This is a genomic window from Leptospira kobayashii, assembly GCF_003114835.2.
GTDB classification, from domain to species: domain Bacteria; phylum Spirochaetota; class Leptospiria; order Leptospirales; family Leptospiraceae; genus Leptospira_A; species Leptospira_A kobayashii.
This window is the reverse complement of sequence record NZ_AP025028.1, coordinates 3,159,727-3,179,535: the sequence shown is the minus strand read 5'-3', so window position 1 is coordinate 3,179,535 and position 19,809 is coordinate 3,159,727. Positions and strand designations below refer to the sequence as shown.

Sequence of the window (19,809 nt, the reverse complement as noted above, 5' to 3'; positions counted from 1 at the left end):
CTATACTTCGCTCAATAGTGAGCGAGATAAAATCCATAGGAAGTAACTACCGATAGTAAAACAATCGCCCAGGAAGGGATTTCCCAGAATAGAATGAGTAAAAAGCCGATGAGCACGATGGAAAAGTCCTGTACATTTTGTACGGAACTTGTCCAAATCGGATGATAGAATGCGGCAAGCAAAATCCCCACGACTGAGGAATTGATTCCGGACATAGCGTTCTGCATGTTTCGATTGGAGCGAACCGATTCCCAGAAAGGAAGAACCCCCAGGATTAATAAGAACGAAGGAAGAAAAATCGCTATCAAAGCAATTCCCGATTTCCACCAAATAGGACTTAGTATATCTGAGGCCGCACCCAAATAGGCCGCAAATGCAAACAAAGGACCGGGTATCGCTTGCGCGGCTCCATATCCGTTCATAAATACTTCGTTTGTAGTCCAATGATTCGATACCATTTCATTTTGCAATAACGGCAAAACAACATGGCCTCCCCCGAATACCAGTGAACCAACCCGATAAAAACTATCGAATAACCGGATTTCCGGGTGAGGGAAGTAAAATGATACCAATGGCAATAGAATTAACAATACAAAGAATAAGATGAGAAACAAAGATCGGATTGAATTTCCTGATTGTCGAATTTCTTTTGAAACTGTTGCAGGGTTTTCCTTCCCAAATAAAAAAGATCCGATCATGCCTGACGCGAAGATCAAAATGATTTGAATAAAGGAAAAAGGAATCAGTAAACAGCTAATACATGTTAATACGGTTATACTTGCTCTCGGTTTGTCATAGGAGAATTTTGTCCCCATTGACCGGATTGCATGCGCAACAATTACAACTGCGGATAGTTTCAATCCATGTAGAATAGGTTGGAATGAAGAAGAGGCAAAAGATGTAATTCCATAGTAAAATCCTACAAGCAAAAATGCGGAAGGCAAAGTGAATCCGATCCAAGCAAGGATTGCTCCGATCACTCCCGCCCGATTGTATCCTAGCGCCATCCCGATTTGACTACTGGCAGGCCCCGGTAAAAATTGACAAAGCGCCACTAGATCCGAAAAATTTTTATCACTGATCCATTTCTTTTTCAAAACGAATTCGTGATGAAAATATCCTATGTGTGCGATGGGCCCTCCGAAGGAAGTAGAACCCAACCTGAGAAATGTGAAGAGAATCTCCGGATAGGAATGAAAATTTTCTTTTATCGTTTTCACTTCGTTCATGCATCCATCCTTCTACTTTAAAGATGGAAAACCAGATTTTTTCTCTTTTTCCTTTGGAAAATTCCATTAAAGAATATTCTTTATACTGATTTTTTTCAATATGTAATTGATGGTCCGTTTGGCAGTATTAGGTGGTGGTGCGGCAGGTTGTTTTGCAGCAATCCAATCGAAAGAATTGGGAAAAGAAAATATCCAAGTCACTATTTATGAAAAATCAAAAGAACCTCTCTCCAAAGTCAGGATTTCCGGAGGAGGAAGGTGCAATGTAACTCATCATCTTTTCCTACCCGAGGCATTGTCCAAACGTTATCCTAGAGGAGAGAAGGAGCTTCGCTGGGCCTTCGAAAGTTTCGGGCCTGAGGATACGATCAATTGGTTCCGAAAAAGAGGAGTGGATTTGAAAATCGAATCCGACGGAAGAATGTTTCCCGTTACGGATGATTCCTCGACGATCATAGATTGTTTTTTGGAAGAGATTAAAAAGAAAAATATACATTTGAATCTGGAGTTAGGTGTTAGTTCCGTTTTCCTGGAAACTGATCCTAACAAAGGCAGATTCAGATTGCTTTTGGAAAATGAAAAGGAAGTGTATTATGATTCCATTCTGATCGCCACAGGTTCCAACAGAAAGGTTTGGGGTTGGATGGAAGCATTGGGTCATCGGATCATTCCTCCTGTGCCTTCTCTTTTCACATTGGCATTGGAAAATACTAACATTATGGATCTCACGGGGCTTTCCGTTCCCGAAGCAAACATTCGTATTTTGCCAAAAGGAAAGCCGCAATCGGGACCTCTTCTCATCACCCACTGGGGACTCAGCGGACCCGCAGCACTTCGGTTGTCCGCCTGGGAGGCGAGAACGTTTGCCGATACGGATTACAAAGCGAACTTGGAAGTGAATTGGATCGGGTCTATGAGCTTCATGGAGATGGAAGAACTCTTTCTAAATTATAAATCCGTTCATAAGGCTGTGAAAATTATAAACAAAAGATTGGATTCAATTCCGGGTAGGCTTTGGGAATGGTTTTTACTTCAAACAAAAATTTCCGCTGACAAACGTTGGTCCGATATTTCAAAACAGGAAATCCGTTCCTTATCTGAAATCATCACTCGTTCCAAATTTCAAATGAAAGCCAAAGGGGTTTTCAAGGAAGAATTCGTAACTGCGGGAGGAATCTCCCGTAAGGACATCGATTTTTCAACTATGCAAAGTAAGGTGGTAAAAGGACTTTACTTTGCGGGAGAAGCGATCGATGTGGACGGGATTACGGGAGGGTTTAACTTTCAGAATGCTTGGACGACCGCAACGATTGCCGCAAGATCCATTTCCGTCAGTTGAACTGATAAAGGTAGACTACTTCTCCTACCATCGCGGCTTTGCTCGCACCTTCCACTTCGAAACTCAACTTCAATGTCATACGCGCAGTGCCTCTCAGATCTTTTAGTTCCACTAGCTCCGCGCGCAGTTTCAATTTGGAACCTACTTTCACTGGATCTAAAAATCTTAGTTTTTCAATTCCGTAATTGATTCCCATTTTGATGTTTTTCAGTTCAAGGATTTGAGACAATAAAAAGGGAGCCATGGACAAAGTGAGGTATCCGTGAGCAATCGTTGTGCCGAATGGAGATTCTTTTGCAGCACGATCCGGATCGGTATGAATCCACTGGTGGTCTAAGGTAGCGTTTGCGAAAAGATTGATTTGTTCCTGAGTGATTTCATGAACCTCGGAGACTCCCAACTCCTTTCCTACATACGATTCCAATTCGGAATAACTGGAGAGAACTAATTTTGCCATATCTATATCCTTGTGTTTTTACTATTTGATTTTATGTATCTGAATGAAGTCTACTGTTTGCGCTACGCTTCCCGGTGCTCCCGATAGAATTACAACAGTATCACCTGATTCTAGTTTGCCTTCCTGCTTCAATGTTTTACTCATAAAAGCAATCATGTCGGGAAATTTATCCATCATAGGCATCACATAAGGTTCCACTCCCCAATAGAGTTTCATTTTGCGGGAAGTTCCGAGAAACGGAGTGAAGGAGTAAATCGGTTTGATCGGGCGAAACTCGGAGGAGAGTAGGGAGGAATAACCGGAGCGTGTGAAGTTGATGATTGCTTTTGCGTTGATGGAACGTGCAATGGATTCGGCGGCATTTCCCAGTGCTGTTCTTTCCACTTCGATCAATGAACGGTCCATCTGGCGCAAATGAATCAAATGGATATGGGAATCTTCCGCAGCCTGTATGATTCTTGTCATAGTAGCCACAGCTTCGACGGGATATTTTCCCGAAGCAGTCTCACCGGATAACATCACTGCGTCGGTTCCGTCCATCACCGCATTGGCGACATCGCTCGCTTCCGCGCGGGTTGGTCTGGGATTGTCGATCATAGTCTCTAACATTTGTGTGGCGGTGATGACAGGTTTTCCTTTTTGGTTCATCTTTGTGATCGTTTCTTTTTGGATGATGGGAACATATTGGCTGTCCAATTCCACTCCCAAATCTCCCCGGGCGATCATCACTCCGTCGCAAATATCTATGATTTCTTCTATGTTTTGGATGGCTTCGGGTCTTTCCAGTTTTGCAATCAATCCCGCAAAACTATCTTTCATAAATTGACGTGCAAATTCCAAATCGGAAGCCCGTCTAACAAAAGAAAGTGCTATATAGTCCACACCTAAGCTCAAAGCGAATTGTAGATCTTCTATATCCTTTTCGGAAAGTGCCGGAGCGGAAATAGGCGTTCCAGGAAGGTTGATTCCTTTATTATCTTTGAGAATTCCGCCGATTACCGTTTCCAAAACCGCCTTTTCCTTCGTTTTTGACTTAACGACAAACGAGAGTTTGCCGTCGTCCACAAGCACTTTATGGCCCACTTCAATATCGTTCAAAATATATTGGTAAGTACAGCCGATCTCGTCTTTGTTTCCTAAAAAATCCCCATGATTATTGATCGAGATGATATCTCCTGCTTTCAATTCAACGGGCCCTGTGAGTTTGCCCGTTCTGATTTTTGGGCCTTGCAGGTCGGCAAGGATTCCGATCGAGGTGCCTGCTTCCTGTTCGCATTCCCTGAGGAGTTCGTAAATTTCTTTGTGATATTCGTGGGTAGCGTGAGAGAAGTTCATCCGGGCCATATCCATTCCGGAATAGATGAGATCGAGGATTGTTTCTTTATTTGCGGAAGCAGGTCCGATGGTACAGATGATTTTCGTGCGTTTTAAGGGGAGCTTTCTCTCTATGGGCATGCGTGAATTTTACTATTTTTTGCTAAACCTGCAAGCAAATTGCACGGTTTGATTTGACTATGTGTTTTTTTCAGGTCAGAATGATGGTGATGAGTTCCAACGGATTGGCTTTAATTTATCACTCTCAGTACAACCTCGAATTACCCGGACATATTTTTCCGGCACATAAATACTCTCACCTCTACAACCGGGTTAAAAAAGACCCGGTGTATGCGCAGTGGGATATTCTACTCCCCAAGATAGCGGAAGAACATGATTTGGAACTGGTTCATACCAAAGAATATTTGGATGATTTGTTCAGTTATGATCATACTCCACGCACAATGTATTCGGAATTACCACTCAATCGCAGTATTGTGGAAAGTTTCTGTTATGGAGTGGGTGGAACGATTTATGCAATGGAACTTACCAAGAAACACATGTTTGCTTTCAATATGGGCGGAGGTTATCATCATAGTTTTCCCGACAAAGCGGAAGGATTTTGTTATTTGAATGATATTGCGATTGCGATTAGAAAGTCAAAAGAGACAAGACCGAATGAGAAGGCTCTTATCATCGACTTGGATTTACACCAAGGCAATGGTAACTCGTATATTTTTCAATACGATGACAATGTTTACACGTTTTCGATGCACCAAGGCAATATTTACCCTAAAAAGGAAAACTCGGATTTTGATATTCATTTGGAACCGGGAACAAAAGATGATCAATATCTAACAATACTTAGAGATGCATTGATAAAAATTAAAAAAGAATTTGAACCTACTATCATATATTATCTTGCAGGCGCCGATCCCTATGAAGACGATTCTCTAGGAGAATTGAAACTTACAATGAAAGGTATGAAGGAAAGAGACAGACAAATACGACAATTCTCTTTGGAGACAGGAGCTCCGTGCGTGATCACTTTGGCCGGCGGTTATGCGAGAGATTTTAGGGACACAGTCGAAATTCATTTCAATACGATTTCGGCATTCGGAGAAAAATAATGGGAGTGTTTTCTTCGACGGACAAAAATAAAGATAATCCCAACTGGTTGAATTTAGATGAACTTTCGTTAGTCGATGTATCGCGTGAATTGAATACTTCTTTGAATATGGAACCGAGATTGTTCAATAGGTTCCGGAAAGAAGAAGTACAGGAACTTTTATTGGAATCCGGTTTGCTCAAGGCTGTTCAGTCCAGAGGGTTTCCCAATTGCGTACTCTCTCTTGAAATTCTAAATGATTACGACAACAGAGTCTATATCAAAACAGGCAAAGACAAAATCCTGGTTCATATGCGACTCAAGGTTTCCCAGTTTCATATGAAGGGGGACGACGAACAATTTCCCATGATTTATATCGATTGGCTTTTGACTCAGAATCTGAATTTTACGGATGATAAGATAAAGAAGGAACTTTATTTCGGACAGGAATATCCGGGACTCAATGTTCTAAATGAGATAACAGATTTTATACGACTTCTCTCTAAGAAACTGGGAACTTCGGGTGCTTTTAATGTTCCCGAGTATTTTCACGATGCGGTGCTCTTTTCCAGGAAATTCCGATTCATTGATCCGGAAAAAGAAGGCACTTTTCGCGCATTGATCCATTCTTTCAAGGGAATCAACCTTAGGCTTCTTTCTTCTCAAATTCACCAAAACAAAGTTTGTTTTGTATCTGGAGAACCTTATGAATGGAAATATGGAGAAATGATCTCTTGTACCGATATTTATTTAGAAAAGAAGGTTTTCCAAGACAGCTACTTTAAAAAAGTTGAAGAAATAAAACAAAAGCTTAGGTTCGTTCTCAAATCCGCGAACGAATCGATATAGCATAAATGGAAAATGGCAGATTATACCTTTAAACCTGAAATTCTAATCATAGATGATGACTCTGAGATTTGTGAAACTCTAGAGCTTCTTATCAATGGATTGGGTTATTATGTGCGCTATTTTACCAATCCATCCCAAGGTTTGGAATACTTCGAAAGAGAATTGAACCCGATTGTTTTTTTAGACGTGAATATGCCATTGATTTCAGGTTTGGATGTGTTGCCTAAAATCAAGGCGATTGATTCTAAAACTCAAGTATTGATGATGACCGGGGAAAGAGACATTCAAACCGTTGTATCCTCATTGTATCATAGAGCCGCCGATTTTATTTTAAAACCTTTTCATTTGAAAGCCGTTGAAGCAGCCATTTCCCGATCTTTTGAATATTATAATCTCTTAAAAGACAAAGAGTCCCAAGACGAAGCGATTACAAGAGACTTGAGACTTGCAGCACGCATTCAAGTGCGAACTATGAGTTTACCGAAACTCAAACACAGAATTTTTGCCGAAGTTTTTCCCGTTCGTTATGTTTCAGGAGATTTTTACCAAGTCGTTTCTTTGGACGAAGACAGAACTTTAATCCTTATGGGAGACATCGAAGGTCACGGAGTCACATCCGGACTGATTGCCATTTTGATGACTACGATTCATCGTGAGATCGCAAGAACTACTTCATTGAAACCCGGCATCCTTTTGGATCGATTGAATCAGGAGTTATGCAGGGAAATCGGAACTCACAGTATGACAGCTGTTAGTATTCTTGTGGATCATTCCAAAAAAACGATCACATATGCAAGAGGCGGACATCCTTTCCCGTTGGTTTTCAAAAAGAATTCTTTGGAAATGGAAATTCTTCAGGAAAATTCCGGACAACTTTTAGGCATCTTGGATTCCATTCAATTTACAGAGAAGACAGTCACAGTCGAAGAAGGTGACATTTTGTTATTGTATTCGGATGGATTGTTAGGTTCCACATCTCATCCTCTTGTCCAAACTTTGACTCATCTTCCCGGTGGGTTGCAAAGAATTGAGTCCATGCAAAAGGAAATCCGAAACTATATAGATTATCTTATCTCCTCGGCTAAAGCTCAGGATGACATATCTTATTTGCTTCTAGAGATTTAACATACTTTGTATTTGTAATCGTCGCCCTTGTGATAAAGTCTTTGTACCAGACCTTATCCTTGGGTTTTTTTGCCGCATAAGCGGCTCGCCATTCTTTTCTTAAATCAACCAAATCTTTCAACTGATTGTTCTTTTCCGGGAATTCGCAAAGACTATTTGTAATTCGTTCCGCTTTGAATAGGAAAAAATCTGTTTTAGCATAAAACTTCTTTTCCGTTTTGGGAAGATTACGAATCAGTTCTTTATTTTGTTTAGAATATTCTAATACTAATTGATTCGTTTGTTTTAGAACGATCTCTTTTTCCGGAGAAGTTTTAGAGAGAATGATTGCATTTCCTATTTGTAAAAATAAGGAGAAGGCAAGAAGAGGCAGAAAGTATACAGAAATGGAATCAATCTCCTTCCAAAGAACCCATGCAATCCATGTAAGAGGAATCCAATAAAATCCCATCAGATCCCAATCCGCGGGAAATCCCAATTGCGGGTTGTGGAAAAAACCGTGAAGTAGAAATGCAAAAGCAGCGATCAATACCAGTTTGTTTTCTTTTCTCCTGAAAATTTCCTTAAACCGGTTCCGATAAAAAATCAGGGAAAAAATCAAAATGGAAAAAGGAACGGATGCATTCCACCAAATAACGGATAGTATTTCTTTGAAATGGTTTGCGGAAACCAATCTTTTCAAAGGATAGAAAGGAGGGTGAAGTACATGACTACTTTGTCTGTCGATAGTCGGGTCACTTACGAATAGAAAATATCCGAATCCGATTCCAAGTAAAACGGAGCCGAGTATGGTACATAATAGCAGATCCTTCCATTTATTTTCTTTCGGAGAAAATTCATACCAAAGATAGAATAACAACACCGCCAGGTAACCCGCTACCAGATGAAAGTAGATTCCGATGGAAACCAAAATCGTAGCGGTGAAAAGTATCCTTCTATAGGAATTTTCTTTCCTGATTTGTTTTCGAAGAATGAATATAGTTAGAAAAATAATCAAACTAACAAGCGTATAATTCTCGGCGTAACCGAAGAATAATAAAAATCCTCCGGCTCCTAAAAATAAAAAACCGCCTGATACTTTACGGGTTCGGGATGTTTGATTTGGCAAATACCATCCGAGTAAACTTAAGATGATCAGCCCGGAAAGACTGGATAACAAACGATAGGAATTTCTAGGATCGGATTCCATTCCGAGGAAAGTAAGCAGTCTGGATACGAAGCTATGGATCGTGGTTTCTCCGATCTCATCCATCGCCAGCTGATATCCGAAAAGATCCGTTTCCAATGCATTGGTTTCCAGAAGCAAAATTCCGTCTCCCCAACTCAAATCCGCCAGAGGGAAAACGAGCATCAGTAGAAAATAAAGAGCAAAACAAACCGGTAAGATCGGATATAGAATCTTAGATTCGAATCTATGAATCGGATTCAGTAATTTGTCTTGTTTGATATAAAAGAATATCGTGAAAGTTGCAAATACCAAAGAGACCGGAATCAGCAGGTTGGAACTCAAGAGAATGAACCAAGGTGGTGTTTTTAACAAAGAGGAAAGAATATAAATCAGGTAAGGTAAAATTAGAAGAAAAATCATTTTGTTTGGAGGTTCTCTTGGAGATAGGATTTAGGCAGATCTTCGCTTGTTACATAGGGAAAAAAACCTTTGCGAATGTTAAAGAAGAATATTTCGGGCAAACTAAAAAAGACTCCTTCTGCAGCCTGTTTCAATCTTTTTCCTTTGTCCCAAGGGAGATAAAATAATCCTATGCCGGTATTCCCTATCCCCCATGTAATATTTGTTAGTCCGTAGATAGGACGAAGTCCTATGGTATCATCTGTGAAAAAAACAAAAGAAGGATCGAAAGAATTTTTTTTATATGTAGAAGAAAAAAATGTCACATCTTCTTTGATGTTGGAAAAAAATCCCAAATTCGCTTCCCTTTTTTTTGCAAGCCGGTAGGAGAGAAATTGTTTCGGCTCTTTGGTTTTGTAATTCGATTTCACCTGGTGGTATGCGATTGCCGGGACGAAAGAAAGAGAATTTGTTTTTTCGGAAACGGTTCCTCCCAGTCTTTCCTTTCTGGTCGCCGGATCCGGATAAAAAATATTAAGATAACGGAACAATTCATTTGTGCAATTTTTAGAAATCAGATGATAAGAATAGATACCCGATACCAATTTTTCGTAATGATTCGATCTTGTTTGGTACGTCAGCAGAAGATTGGAGTCGTTCGTTAGAGATGCATTTGTCAAAGTGATTTTGATTTTTGCTGCGGCCTTAGGATAAGTATCCATATCGGTAAATTCCAGATTTTCAGTGTAAATGGAATGCACTTTGCCGCCTATGGTTTCCCAGTCTTGAAAGGAAGTTGGATCGTAAAAGGAAAAGAATCTATTCTTTGTCAGTTGAAAAAGTTCTTGAGCTTCTTCTTTTTTTTTCGCCCAAACTTCTTTTGGAATTTCCAGACCGGTTATCTCTCTATAGAATAAATTCTTTTTTGTTTTTTTAGGAATTACGAAATATCCGGAGGAAAGGGAGAGCTCTATACTTTGCAATCGAATGAGTGTAAGTATTTCCTCCCAGCCTTTGCAAAGATCGGATTCCAAACAATATGTTAGTTCCGATTTCAAATTCCCTGAGTAGAGCTTGAGTTTTGTTTTTTCCTCATCCGTTAACAGAAATTCTTTTTTAAAATCCAGTCTGATAAACTGATCCAAGTTTGGTGTTCTATTTTCTTTTTGAAAATTTCGAACAAATTCTTTTTGTTTTTTATCTTCCCACCGGCTAATGGAAGATATATATCTGGAAGGGGGAGAGAGGGATAATGTTTCCGGATATTTTTTCGATTCATCCGATTCCGGATTTGTTTCTGTTTCAGTGATGAGCGAATCAAAAGAATTTTCCGGTTCATTCGGTAAACTCTCGTTTGGTGTATTTGTTTTCCAATATCCTAGTCCCGGTATTTCCCATTCCAACGTATTATTTTCCGCTTCCCGGATCTTTTTTACGAACAAGGCTTCCTTTTTTCTTTCTTCCCTGTTCTCAATCCATTTTCTTTGGATGATATAAATACCGTTCCATTTGATCTTCAGGTCTTCCTTTGTCATGTCGGACAAATCAAGCGGGACTAGTTCGATGGATCTGTTTTCCCAAACGGAGTAATGAAATCGGAATACTTCCCAAGGTTCTCTTACGATATGAAATACTTTGTCTTCGGAATCATATTGAAGATGATAGAGTTTGTCTCCGATGAGAAGGCCGGAATGTCCCCCACTTGATTGGCCTGTATTTGCATTTACATAGACAAATTGGATCGTTTCGGCGGGAGAAGGGGGAGGTGCTTCTTCGGATGCGAGGACTTGGAGAAAGCCGCAAAATAAAAGTAAGGCGGCAGAACGCCGCCAAAATCTTTTTAGCGTAAGGATTGGTAACCTTCTTTCAATAAGGAAGCCATTTGTTTGTGATTGAGGGAAACTTTGGAAGTGATCTCTTCCAATTCGGAATAGGAAGCACCTGCAGCGCGGATTCCTTGCCCCATCGCAATATAAGTGGCAGGGTGATTTTTCCAATGAACTAACCCGTGTTCTTTTGCGATTGCATCCAAATCATTTTCCAGATCTTTCTGAGAGTTCGGGTGATTGTGATATAAAACGAGAGCTGATTTTACATCTTCTCTGTATTCTCTTAGGGCTTCTTCTTTTCCACCGGAGGATGAACCAGAAATGGAAGTCACACTTGTGCTAAGCATTTTGAATAAACTGGAAGTGGAGTCCGATATGGAGAATCCCACTCGGCCACTGACGCCGGATGCGGAATCTAAAAAAGAGCATTGTGAAGTTAGAACCAAGGCAACTAACATGGAAACTATGAGACTGGCTTTGTTTTGAACCATAAAAACCTCTATGAAGCGAATATCTCCAATACCATAATTCCCATTTTGCAATGGTCAAGATTTTTTCTTTGTTTTTATACCGATAGGACTACGCTTCCGTAGGCGGGCAATTCCATCTCGATACTGTCTTTTTTTGCGGACAATTCCAGATCGACAATGGTTCCCGTCCAATAGTCAAGATAAGGTTCTTTGGATTTGATCGTGAATGGCAACCTGATCTTTACCTTTTTAGTTGTCTCTGTTGGATTCCAAATGCCTAAAAAACCGGCAGGGTTGTACATTGCTTGTGGAAAATCTTCTTCAAATATTCCTATCGGAATCGGAGTGTGCGCTTGGCAATCCGCATTCAATTGAAATGCTTTTTTGAGAAGTTGCAATCGTTCCGGTTCCAATTTTGTCAAATCGTCGGAAACAAGCAACATTCCCCCGGAGATTGCCATGATGGAAGCCATAAGAATGGTCTGGCTTTCGTTCATTTTATTTTTTTTCTTTCTGACAAGAAGACAATCGGGATCGTTTAACCAAAGATTGCGATGCATGGAAGCGCGGGTGAGGTCGTTGGTAAGCGCTGTTTTTGTGGAGAGCGCGTTTCTGTCTTTTAAAAAGACCCGTATCTTTTCCTGGTTCCAGAAAGGAGTGACGTCGCAAGAGATCCGCATTCCGTCAAAAAATCCAACGGAAGGCAACATGGGAGCACCGCACCCGAGTAGAAATGTATTTTTCCCTACGGTTTTGCGGATCAATTGCAGCGCTTCCATATAACGGCCTTGAGGCGATAGACTTTTTTTGTAAACTTCTCCGGGAAGTAATCCCGCATAAAGAAAATCCAATTTCAAATAGGAATAACCCCATTCTTTGACAATTGTGGAAAATACTTTTTCCAGATACGAAAGTGAAGTAGGATGAGTGATGTCAAGTGCGTACGTTGCGTCAAGCCCCCATAACGGCTGATAAAGTGCAGGAATCGGCTTTCCGTTTTCATCTTTCAGAATCGCTTCGGGGTATTTTCGGAAAAATTCCGATTTTTTCCGAACCAAAAAAGGAGCAAGCCAGATTCCAGGCTTAAGCCCCACACGTTTGATTTCATCCGCAAGGATTCGCATTCCTCCCGGAAATTTATCATTCGGAACAAGCCAGTCTCCTATTTCCTTTTGGTATCCGTCGTCAATTTGAAAAAATTCGATCGGCAGATTTTGTTCTCTAACCTTTGCTAGGTTCTCCAGAATGTTTTTTTGACTGATCTTTGTGTAATAATAATACCAGGAGCACCATCCCGTAGGTACTTTTTTGGGAAATACGGGTGTTCCCAATTTTTCTCCCAGTTCACGAAAATAACCGGCTAGTTTTTTCTCAGGATCTTTTACGAAAGATTCGACTTTGATTTTGGAAATCGCGAGTTTTGCGTTGGGACGTAAGTCGGGCAAACAGTAAAAATCGTAGATAGCCGATACTTTCCCCATTTCACCTGAATCCGTTAGACGGACATTGAATTTGATTCCGAATTCTCCCCTGTCGAGAGAAGCAAATAACAATCCGTGCCCATTGTAATTGGAATATAAGAGAGCGAAATATTCGGAAATGTATTCTCCCGGTTTGCCGGAATGTTTGGAATAAATGTTTTCTTGGGAATATTGCAAAAATGCAAGTCTGGGAGAGCGGTCTTCTTCACCGGAATTCATCTTTTTGGAAAGAGACCAGGATTGGTACCCGTGTTGGAATAATTGAAATCCGTTTCCGTCCAGACGCGTATCCAGGTCCAATTCCAGAAAATCAACGGAAAATCCCACTTCGGGCCTTGTGGATTCTCTCCAGATCAGCTTGGGAGAAAGGATCGTTTCCGCCTTACTTACGGAAGTGGAGACAATTTGAAGTTCGAATTTTTTACATTCACTGACGAATAAGCCTGGTTTTGTCGGGAGAAAGGAAGATAAGGTAATGGAATCGTAAACTCTGTATTGAATTTTCATTTAGGAAAAATCTATTTGATGATTTAGATGGGACTGAATCTATAGTAAGCCATTATGACCCAAAAACGTTCAAGTATAAAACCGGTAGTCTTTCAAGGTGACTTAAGCGACGAGTTTTTCGATGCCTTCAAAAAAGACGATCGGTTGGCGGTCGACTGTGAGATGATGGGATTGAATCCGAGACGCGACAGACTCTGCGTTGTGCAAATCGGAGACTCTAAAAACAGAGTGGCTCTGGTTCAGATTCTCCCCGGCCAAAAAGACGCACCTAAAATTCAAAAATTATTCGAATCCAAAGACATTGTTAAGGTTTTTCATTTTGCACGCATGGATCTTACTTTTCTCCGTGCCCGTTTGGGAATCAAAGTGCAAAGCGTATTCTGTACTAAGATAGGAAGCAAACTCGCCCGCACTTATACCGACAAACACGGATTAAAAGAACTCATTCGCGAGTTTTTTGAAGAGAACATAGACAAAAAAAATCAATCTTCCGATTGGGGCAAAAAAATCCTTACCAAAGATCAGGTGGATTATGCTTCAACGGATGTTCGGTTTCTGATTTCTTTGGAACAGATTCTCACAGAGATGATGATTCGTGAAAATAGATTCGAAATCGCTCAGAAATGTTTTAACTTTTTGGAAACCCAGGTAGAACTGGATTTGCTCGAAGTTCCCAATCTATTCGAACATTGATGGCAAAAAAGCCACCCGCAAAAATTTTCATCTGTAAATCCTGCGGAGCCCAGTCCCAGAGATGGGCGGGGAAATGTTCCGACTGCGGAGAATGGAATAGCATAGAAGAATTGGTGGGAAACGGAGGCGCGAGGTTTGAAACTCCCGCGGTCGTTCGTTCACATGATAGACGTTATGCGCCTCCGGTGCCGATCACTCAAGTGGAAGAGTCCAAATGGGATCGGATTTCCACAGGTCTTTCCGAGATCGATTTGGTGCTCGGAGGAGGAATCGTTCCCGGAAGTCTTATTCTGATCGGAGGGGAACCGGGAGTGGGCAAGTCCACACTTGTGCTTGAAATGGCGCGGGAGATTGTGCGTGCAGGAAAGGTTCTTTATATTTCGGGAGAAGAGTCGGCTGCGCAAATCGCACTTCGTGCAAAACGAATGGGGATTGAAGATAAGAATCTACTTCTTTCTTCCGAGATCTATGCGGAAAATATTTCCGCAATGCTTACGGATACAAATCCTGTTGTTCTATTTGTTGATTCCATTCAAACGATCTTAAAAGAAAATCTGGTGAACCAGGCAGGCACCGTCACACAACTACGCGAGTCGACACAAGTGTTTTTGGAGACTGCAAAACGTACCGGCATTCCTATTTTCCTTACAGGTCATATCACGAAAGAGGGACTCATCGCAGGTCCGAAAGTATTGGAACATTTGGTGGATACCGTTTTATATTTTGAAGGTGATCGTGTGAACTATTACCGTATCCTTCGTGCTGTGAAAAACCGTTTCGGTGCCGTCGGCGATACTGCTATCTTCGAAATGGTGGCCGGTGGATTGAAACAAGTGACGGATCGGAACAGTTTGTTTGTTACTTCTCATTCGGAAGAAAGATCGGGGAGTGTGATCTCATCGGTGATGGAAGGTTCCCGTGCGATCGCAGTGGAAGTGCAGGCACTTGTCACCAAATCTTCATTTGGTCAGGCAAGAAGGATGGCGGAAGGGTTGGACAATCGAAGGGTGATTCTACTTGCCGCAGTATTGGAAAAATATTTGGGCCTCGCACTTTCCCAATCGGATATTTTCAGCAATCTCGCTGGCGGCCTTACCATTGACGAACCGAGTTTGGATTTGGCGATTGCAGTTGCCATCGGTTCCTCATTCAAGGAAAGAGTTGCACCGCGTAACACTGCTTATTTGGGTGAAGTGGGTCTTTCGGGGGAAGTTCGTCCTATCGGTCAAATGGCTCTTCGATTGAAGGCGCTTGCCGGAGTGGGGATCGAGTCGGTAGTCATTCCTTCGGGAAATAAAGAAGAGGCTCTTTCCTTATTCCCAGCAAACAAAATAAAGGCGATCGGTCATTTGAAAGACTTGGGAGATTGGTAAACCGGCATAAAAAATAAATTTCAGCTTTTTCACCCAGTCTGATTTTTAAAAATTTCTCTCTCTTTCTCTCCTTACTTGCTTTAAAGAACATAGATCCACTCATGATTAATAAACAAGTGTCGACTTGTTTGCTGAATGTTTACGCATTTTGTTCTGAGTGAATGGCGTTCTCTTGTCATTTTGCTCCTAAAATTTTCGATTTCATGATATTTTGAAAAATCTTCCAAATTTTATCAAATTTATTGACAGGAATTTACATCATTGTCACATATTTGACAACTGAAAGGTAAAGGAACAGCCATATGAAAACAAAATTAGTTACGGGAATTTTTGCCCTCTTTCTCGCGATCCCATCATCGGGATTATTTGCAGGCCCATTAGATGGTCAGTGCATCGCACTCGTACACGGAATCTTAGGATTCGATGATACGAAAGGTCTTGCTGCAGGTTTGGTAAAATATTGGGGTGGATTGGATGCATACCTCAGAACTCAAGGTGCAAAAGTAACTACTCCTGGTAGCTCCGCAGCGAATAGCATTCCTGTTCGTGCTGAACAAATTCAGTCTGCCGTAACTTCCTGGATGAGCTCTAACGGTTGTTCTAAGGTTCAGTTGGTAGGTCACTCTCAAGGTGGACTTGTTGTTCGTTATATGGTTAAGAATTTAGGTTTTGCGAGCAAAACTGCTACGGTAACTTCCGTTGACTCCCTTCATAAAGGTGCTCCTCTTGCTGACATCGTTTTAGGAGTGATTCCTTCTTGGTTGCAACCATTCGCAAACTCCGCACTCAGTTTGCTTGCTAAATTGGTTTACCGTGACGGTCGTCCACAAGACGTAATCGCAATGGGTAAATCTTTGACTGTAAGTTACGTAAACAGTTTTAATACTACTACTCCTAACGTTTCCGGATTGAAATACTATTCTTATGGAAATGCTATGGCTTGGGCTGACCTTATTCAACATCCACTTATGGCACTCACTCACCCGATCACTTGGGCTGGTGGACTCTTCTACGGATTGGGTGGAGCAAATGACGGAGTGGTTCCATTGACTTCTCAAAAATGGGGAACTTACAAAGGTGAAGCTCCTTCTTATTGGTTCGCAACAGGTATCGACCATTTACAAGCAACTAACTTCGAATGGAGTGGTCAAACTTACTTCGACGTGAACGGTTGGTATTTGAACATTGCTAAGAACGCGAAAGCGGCTCTTTAATCACTCATAAAAAAAGATTGGATTAGAAAGGTAAGGTTGTGCTGCGAAGCACAGCCTTTTTTTGTTTGTAAGGACGGTATATAATGCTAGTTATACCATTGAGTACAAAATGAACGGTAGTTCGAAAGATTTCATGATATTTTGAAAAATCTTCCGAATTTTAACAAATTTATTGACAAGAATTTATATTATTATCATATATTTGCCAACTTGAAAGGTAAAGGAACAGCCTATATGAAAACAAAATTAGTCACAGGGATTTTTGCCCTACTTCTCTCCATTCCATCGTCTGGACTATTTGCAGGTCCGTTAGACGGTCAGTGCATCGCACTCGTACACGGAATCTTAGGATTCGATGATACCAACGGACTTGCCGCCGGCTTAGTGAAATACTGGGGTGGATTGGACGGTTATCTTCGTTCTCAAGGCGCAAAAGTAACTACTCCAGGAAGTTCCGCAGCCAATAGCATTCCTGTTCGTGCCGATCAAATTAAAACAGCTGTTACATCTTGGATGAGTTCCAACGGTTGTGCGAAAGTTCAGTTGATCGGCCACTCTCAAGGCGGACTTGTTGTTCGTTATATGGTCAAAAACCTAGGTTTCAATACGAAAACCGCAACTGTAACTACTGTTGATTCTCTTCATAAAGGTGCTCCTCTTGCCGATATCGTTCTAGGAGTGATTCCTTCCTGGTTACAGCCTTATGCAAACTCCGCACTCAGCTTACTTGCTAAGCTCTTATATCGTGACGGTCGTCCTCAAGACGTAATCGCAATGGGTCAATCTTTGACAGTAAGTTATGTAAACAGTTTCAATACTACTACTCCTAACGTTTCCGGACTGAAATACTATTCCTATGGAAATGCTATGGCTTGGGCGGATTTGATTCAACATCCCATCATGGCACTCACTCACCCGATCACTTGGGCAGGCGGGCTATATTACGGATTGGGTGGGGCAAATGACGGTGTGGTTCCGCTGACTTCCCAAAAATGGGGAACTTACAAAGGAGAAGCTCCTTCGTATTTACTCGCAACAGGTATCGACCATTTGCAAGCAACCAACTTCGAATGGAGCGGCCAAACTTTTTTCGATGTTCAAGGTTGGTATTTGAACATTGCTAAGAACGCAAAAGCGGCTCTTTAATCATTTATAAAAAACGAATTAGAAAGAAGGTTGTGCTGCAGAGCATGACCTTTTTTATTTAGAAAGGATATATGGATAAAAAAAATATTTTCATCATCAGTGGTCTCGCGCTAGTCGTAGTCATTTCTGTTTTTTTCTTAAGTAAAAAACTCGGTAACTCAAAGGATAACTCTAGTTATACGGAATCCGGAAGTCCGGACGGTAGTTCCGATCCGAACTTGAATCCGTTGGGAAGCTCTTCTCAGTTTTGGGATGAGGCGCTTTCTCCATTTCGGGATGAAGAGAAAAAAAGTTACTTGGAACTGGTGGGAGATCTCCAATCCGGAAAAATCAACTTTGTTTGGGAAATTTGGGCACTCAGACGCAAATGTGATCCCAGTTATAAAGCGGAGCAATGCAATGCTACCTTGCTTGCTTATATAGATGCTAATTATGAAAGTCCTGATAAGGAAAAAATAAAAGACCTGTTCGAGAGTTATTTTAAATACGAAACCGCAATTCACCAATTGGAAATCCCCGCAAGTACCAGTTTCGAAGATAAATACGAAATTCTGAAGGCGAAGAGAAAGCAAGTATTAGGTGATGAAAAAGAAGAATTGATTTTCGGAATGGAAGAAGCACAGGTTCAGTTTATGGAAGGTTCCAGAAATTTTATCGTTTCTTCCAAAAACATGAGTCCTGAAGATCGGGTTCGCAAATATCAAGATCTCAAAAAGAAAACTTACGGATCTTATTATGAGTCGGTAGTCGGCAGAGAAGACAAGTTCGATCATTATCAAACAGAGATCGAGTTGAGAGAAAAAGAGTTCGCAGGACTAAATGCCGAAGAAAAGGAAAAAAAATTAGCAACTCTCGAGACCAAATACTTTGGAAAAGAAAGAGCTGCTGCCATGGCAAAAGTTCGTAAAGAAGAATCGGATGAAAAACATAAAATCTCTGATTACGAAAAACAAGAAAAAGAATTTTTATCTCAGAACTCCAGCTTAAGTGCTTCCGAAAAGGAAAAAAAATTAAAAGAACTCAGAGTGAAAATTTTGGGTGAAGAGGAGGCGGACGCATATGCCCGCCGTGCTCAATTGGAAAAAGAAACCGGAAATTAAGGAGCGGAAGGTTTGGATCTATCCAAATCTTTTTCTTTTTTATATTCTTCGTAAGCTTCCAGTGTGTCGGCATAATCATTGCCGGCATTCCATACGATAAATCCGTTACCTCCAGAATCTTTTGCACCTAACATCTGCACCTTGATATAATCTTGATAGGAAAGTCTGCTCGGCCCTATCATCATCCTAAATCCTTGCACCCATGCGATTGCACGGGTTCCTTCTTTGGCTCTTTCCATAGTAAGATCCAATCCGTCTTTGATCGTTCCGTAAGGATCGGCGACTCTTTTCGTCAGCCCGTAAAAATGAGAAGGGTAGAGCATAGGGTAGAGTGCGTCCAATTTTTCGCTGAACGGCTCGACCTTTTGGCCGATCACGTCGTTTTCTATGAAAGGCACTCTTCCGAAAATATCAGCACTCCAGGTTACGTCCGAGCCGCAAACGTCTTTGGTTTTTTCCTTATGATCGGAGATGATGGAAAGAATACTTTCATATCTTTTTTCATAGCTCATACTGAATTTCGTTCCACCGTCCGCATAACGAATGTAATCCAATTGAATCTCTTTGAATCCTGCAAGGCAAGCTGTGCGAATTGCTTTTTGGATGGATAACATCAGACTCGGTGAAGGGGATTTTTCAAGCAGTCCTCCTTCGAAATTCACCACGCGTGCAATCGGATAGATCCCCCGTGACTTCAGGTCATCAACCTGATCTTTGGTAGGGGCAACCGGTTGAATGTCCAGGACCGCAGCATTCATTCCCCTTTCCTGCATGGTTGTAAAAAGTACATTCCAAAACTTTTTATCACGAATGGTTTTTGTATTAATATACAATCCTTCGATAAACGGAGGTGCTTCTCCGGAATAGGACTTTGCTTTTTTGGCGTCTTGTGATCCAATCGTAGAACAAAAATTGACTAGGATGGAAGTGAATACTAGTAATATGGGAGTCAGAAATTTCATTGGCTGTTTTTTTAGTCAGTTTTAAGAATGGAATTGGAAATTCAAT

General features: G+C 41.1%; 17 protein-coding genes. 9 read left to right on the top strand and 8 right to left on the bottom strand.

Annotated elements, in window-relative coordinates:
* Window positions 1-11 precede the first annotated feature (11 nt).
* On the bottom strand, window positions 12-1,229 hold the full coding sequence (gene chrA / locus DI077_RS14175) for a chromate efflux transporter (protein ID WP_109020507.1): 1,218 nt from the start codon (window positions 1,227-1,229) through the stop codon (window positions 12-14).
* 109 nt (window positions 1,230-1,338) lie between these two features.
* On the opposite strand from chrA, the gene DI077_RS14170 reads away from it, so the two are divergent.
* Complete coding sequence (locus DI077_RS14170) at window positions 1,339-2,568, top strand: BaiN/RdsA family NAD(P)/FAD-dependent oxidoreductase (RefSeq protein WP_109020603.1); 1,230 nt, start codon at window positions 1,339-1,341, stop codon at window positions 2,566-2,568.
* Here the strand turns inward: DI077_RS14170 and DI077_RS14165 are convergent.
* Together DI077_RS14165 and pyk are read right to left on the bottom strand one after the other, a co-directional pair.
* The gene (locus DI077_RS14165) at window positions 2,561-3,025 is read right to left on the bottom strand and encodes a MaoC family dehydratase (protein ID WP_109020506.1); all 465 of its coding nucleotides are present in this window, start codon (window positions 3,023-3,025) and stop codon (window positions 2,561-2,563) included. The two genes, DI077_RS14170 and DI077_RS14165, sit on opposite strands and share 8 nt — an antisense overlap.
* Before the next feature lie 21 nt (window positions 3,026-3,046).
* Window positions 3,047-4,480 (bottom strand): pyruvate kinase, encoded by a 1,434-nt coding sequence (pyk, locus tag DI077_RS14160; RefSeq protein ID WP_109020505.1) that lies wholly within the window; start codon window positions 4,478-4,480, stop codon window positions 3,047-3,049.
* A gap of 89 nt (window positions 4,481-4,569) precedes the next feature.
* Here pyk and DI077_RS14155 point away from each other — a divergent pair, with 89 nt between their 5' ends.
* From DI077_RS14155 to DI077_RS14145, 3 genes are read left to right on the top strand one after another with little or no spacing between them, the layout of a single operon-like run.
* Window positions 4,570-5,469 carry a histone deacetylase family protein gene (locus DI077_RS14155; protein ID WP_109020602.1) on the top strand — a complete coding sequence of 300 codons (900 nt, stop codon included), beginning with the start codon at window positions 4,570-4,572 and terminating at the stop codon, window positions 5,467-5,469.
* Window positions 5,469-6,296 (top strand): hypothetical protein, encoded by an 828-nt coding sequence (locus DI077_RS14150; protein ID WP_109020504.1) that lies wholly within the window; start codon window positions 5,469-5,471, stop codon window positions 6,294-6,296. Before DI077_RS14155 ends, DI077_RS14150 begins: the two co-directional genes overlap by 1 nt.
* Window positions 6,297-6,308: 12 nt before the next feature.
* Complete coding sequence (locus DI077_RS14145; protein ID WP_109020503.1) at window positions 6,309-7,421, top strand: SpoIIE family protein phosphatase; 1,113 nt, start codon at window positions 6,309-6,311, stop codon at window positions 7,419-7,421.
* Here the strand turns inward: DI077_RS14145 and DI077_RS14140 are convergent.
* From DI077_RS14140 to DI077_RS14125, 4 genes are all read right to left on the bottom strand, one after another.
* The gene (locus tag DI077_RS14140; RefSeq protein WP_109020502.1) at window positions 7,378-9,009 is read right to left on the bottom strand and encodes a dolichyl-phosphate-mannose--protein mannosyltransferase; all 1,632 of its coding nucleotides are present in this window, start codon (window positions 9,007-9,009) and stop codon (window positions 7,378-7,380) included. The two genes, DI077_RS14145 and DI077_RS14140, sit on opposite strands and share 44 nt — an antisense overlap.
* The gene (locus DI077_RS14135) at window positions 9,006-10,523 is read right to left on the bottom strand and encodes a hypothetical protein (RefSeq protein ID WP_135354887.1); all 1,518 of its coding nucleotides are present in this window, start codon (window positions 10,521-10,523) and stop codon (window positions 9,006-9,008) included. The genes DI077_RS14140 and DI077_RS14135 overlap by 4 nt, the downstream gene beginning before the upstream one ends.
* Before the next feature lie 305 nt (window positions 10,524-10,828).
* Window positions 10,829-11,308, bottom strand: a complete 480-nt coding sequence (locus DI077_RS14130) for a putative lipoprotein (protein WP_109020500.1) — start codon at window positions 11,306-11,308, stop codon at window positions 10,829-10,831.
* Window positions 11,309-11,382: 74 nt separating this feature from the next.
* Window positions 11,383-13,275, bottom strand: coding sequence for a glycoside hydrolase family 36 protein (locus DI077_RS14125; RefSeq protein ID WP_109020499.1), 1,893 nt, complete (start codon window positions 13,273-13,275; stop codon window positions 11,383-11,385).
* A gap of 54 nt (window positions 13,276-13,329) precedes the next feature.
* Between DI077_RS14125 and DI077_RS14120 the strand changes: the two genes are divergently transcribed.
* The 5 genes from DI077_RS14120 (at window position 13,330) to DI077_RS14100 (ending at window position 18,801) form a co-directional block, all read left to right on the top strand.
* Window positions 13,330-13,968 (top strand): ribonuclease D, encoded by a 639-nt coding sequence (locus DI077_RS14120; protein WP_109020498.1) that lies wholly within the window; start codon window positions 13,330-13,332, stop codon window positions 13,966-13,968.
* Window positions 13,968-15,341, top strand: a complete 1,374-nt coding sequence (radA, locus tag DI077_RS14115) for a DNA repair protein RadA (protein WP_109020497.1) — start codon at window positions 13,968-13,970, stop codon at window positions 15,339-15,341. The genes DI077_RS14120 and radA overlap by 1 nt, the downstream gene beginning before the upstream one ends.
* A gap of 302 nt (window positions 15,342-15,643) precedes the next feature.
* Window positions 15,644-16,555: an esterase/lipase family protein gene (locus tag DI077_RS14110; RefSeq protein ID WP_109020496.1), complete on the top strand. Its 912-nt coding sequence runs from the start codon at window positions 15,644-15,646 to the stop codon at window positions 16,553-16,555.
* 234 nt (window positions 16,556-16,789) lie between these two features.
* The gene (locus tag DI077_RS14105) at window positions 16,790-17,701 is read left to right on the top strand and encodes an esterase/lipase family protein (RefSeq protein WP_109020601.1); all 912 of its coding nucleotides are present in this window, start codon (window positions 16,790-16,792) and stop codon (window positions 17,699-17,701) included.
* Window positions 17,702-17,772: 71 nt separating this feature from the next.
* Window positions 17,773-18,801 (top strand): lipase secretion chaperone, encoded by a 1,029-nt coding sequence (locus DI077_RS14100; RefSeq protein ID WP_109020495.1) that lies wholly within the window; start codon window positions 17,773-17,775, stop codon window positions 18,799-18,801.
* On the opposite strand, the gene DI077_RS14095 is transcribed toward DI077_RS14100, so the two are convergent.
* Window positions 18,798-19,763 carry a putative glycoside hydrolase gene (locus DI077_RS14095; protein WP_109020494.1) on the bottom strand — a complete coding sequence of 322 codons (966 nt, stop codon included), beginning with the start codon at window positions 19,761-19,763 and terminating at the stop codon, window positions 18,798-18,800. The genes DI077_RS14100 and DI077_RS14095 overlap by 4 nt on opposite strands.
* Window positions 19,764-19,809 lie beyond the last annotated feature (46 nt).

Bases quoted from the DNA above. Each gene is read 5' to 3' on its own strand.
- DI077_RS14125 (WP_109020499.1), bottom strand. From the start codon at position 13,275: ATGAAAATTCAATACAGAGTTTACGATTCCATTACCTTATCTTCCTTT.
- DI077_RS14130 (WP_109020500.1), bottom strand. From the start codon at position 11,308: ATGGTTCAAAACAAAGCCAGTCTCATAGTTTCCATGTTAGTTGCCTTG.
- DI077_RS14155 (WP_109020602.1), top strand. From the start codon at position 4,570: ATGAGTTCCAACGGATTGGCTTTAATTTATCACTCTCAGTACAACCTC.
- DI077_RS14110 (WP_109020496.1), top strand. From the start codon at position 15,644: ATGAAAACAAAATTAGTTACGGGAATTTTTGCCCTCTTTCTCGCGATC.
- DI077_RS14120 (WP_109020498.1), top strand. From the start codon at position 13,330: ATGACCCAAAAACGTTCAAGTATAAAACCGGTAGTCTTTCAAGGTGAC.
- DI077_RS14105 (WP_109020601.1), top strand. From the start codon at position 16,790: ATGAAAACAAAATTAGTCACAGGGATTTTTGCCCTACTTCTCTCCATT.
- DI077_RS14095 (WP_109020494.1), bottom strand. From the start codon at position 19,763: ATGAAATTTCTGACTCCCATATTACTAGTATTCACTTCCATCCTAGTC.
- radA (WP_109020497.1), top strand. From the start codon at position 13,968: ATGGCAAAAAAGCCACCCGCAAAAATTTTCATCTGTAAATCCTGCGGA.
- DI077_RS14135 (WP_135354887.1), bottom strand. From the start codon at position 10,523: ATGACAAAGGAAGACCTGAAGATCAAATGGAACGGTATTTATATCATC.
- DI077_RS14170 (WP_109020603.1), top strand. From the start codon at position 1,339: ATGGTCCGTTTGGCAGTATTAGGTGGTGGTGCGGCAGGTTGTTTTGCA.
- DI077_RS14150 (WP_109020504.1), top strand. From the start codon at position 5,469: ATGGGAGTGTTTTCTTCGACGGACAAAAATAAAGATAATCCCAACTGG.
- DI077_RS14145 (WP_109020503.1), top strand. From the start codon at position 6,309: ATGGCAGATTATACCTTTAAACCTGAAATTCTAATCATAGATGATGAC.
- DI077_RS14100 (WP_109020495.1), top strand. From the start codon at position 17,773: ATGGATAAAAAAAATATTTTCATCATCAGTGGTCTCGCGCTAGTCGTA.
- chrA (WP_109020507.1), bottom strand. From the start codon at position 1,229: ATGAACGAAGTGAAAACGATAAAAGAAAATTTTCATTCCTATCCGGAG.
- DI077_RS14140 (WP_109020502.1), bottom strand. From the start codon at position 9,009: ATGATTTTTCTTCTAATTTTACCTTACCTGATTTATATTCTTTCCTCT.
- DI077_RS14165 (WP_109020506.1), bottom strand. From the start codon at position 3,025: ATGGCAAAATTAGTTCTCTCCAGTTATTCCGAATTGGAATCGTATGTA.
- pyk (WP_109020505.1), bottom strand. From the start codon at position 4,480: ATGCCCATAGAGAGAAAGCTCCCCTTAAAACGCACGAAAATCATCTGT.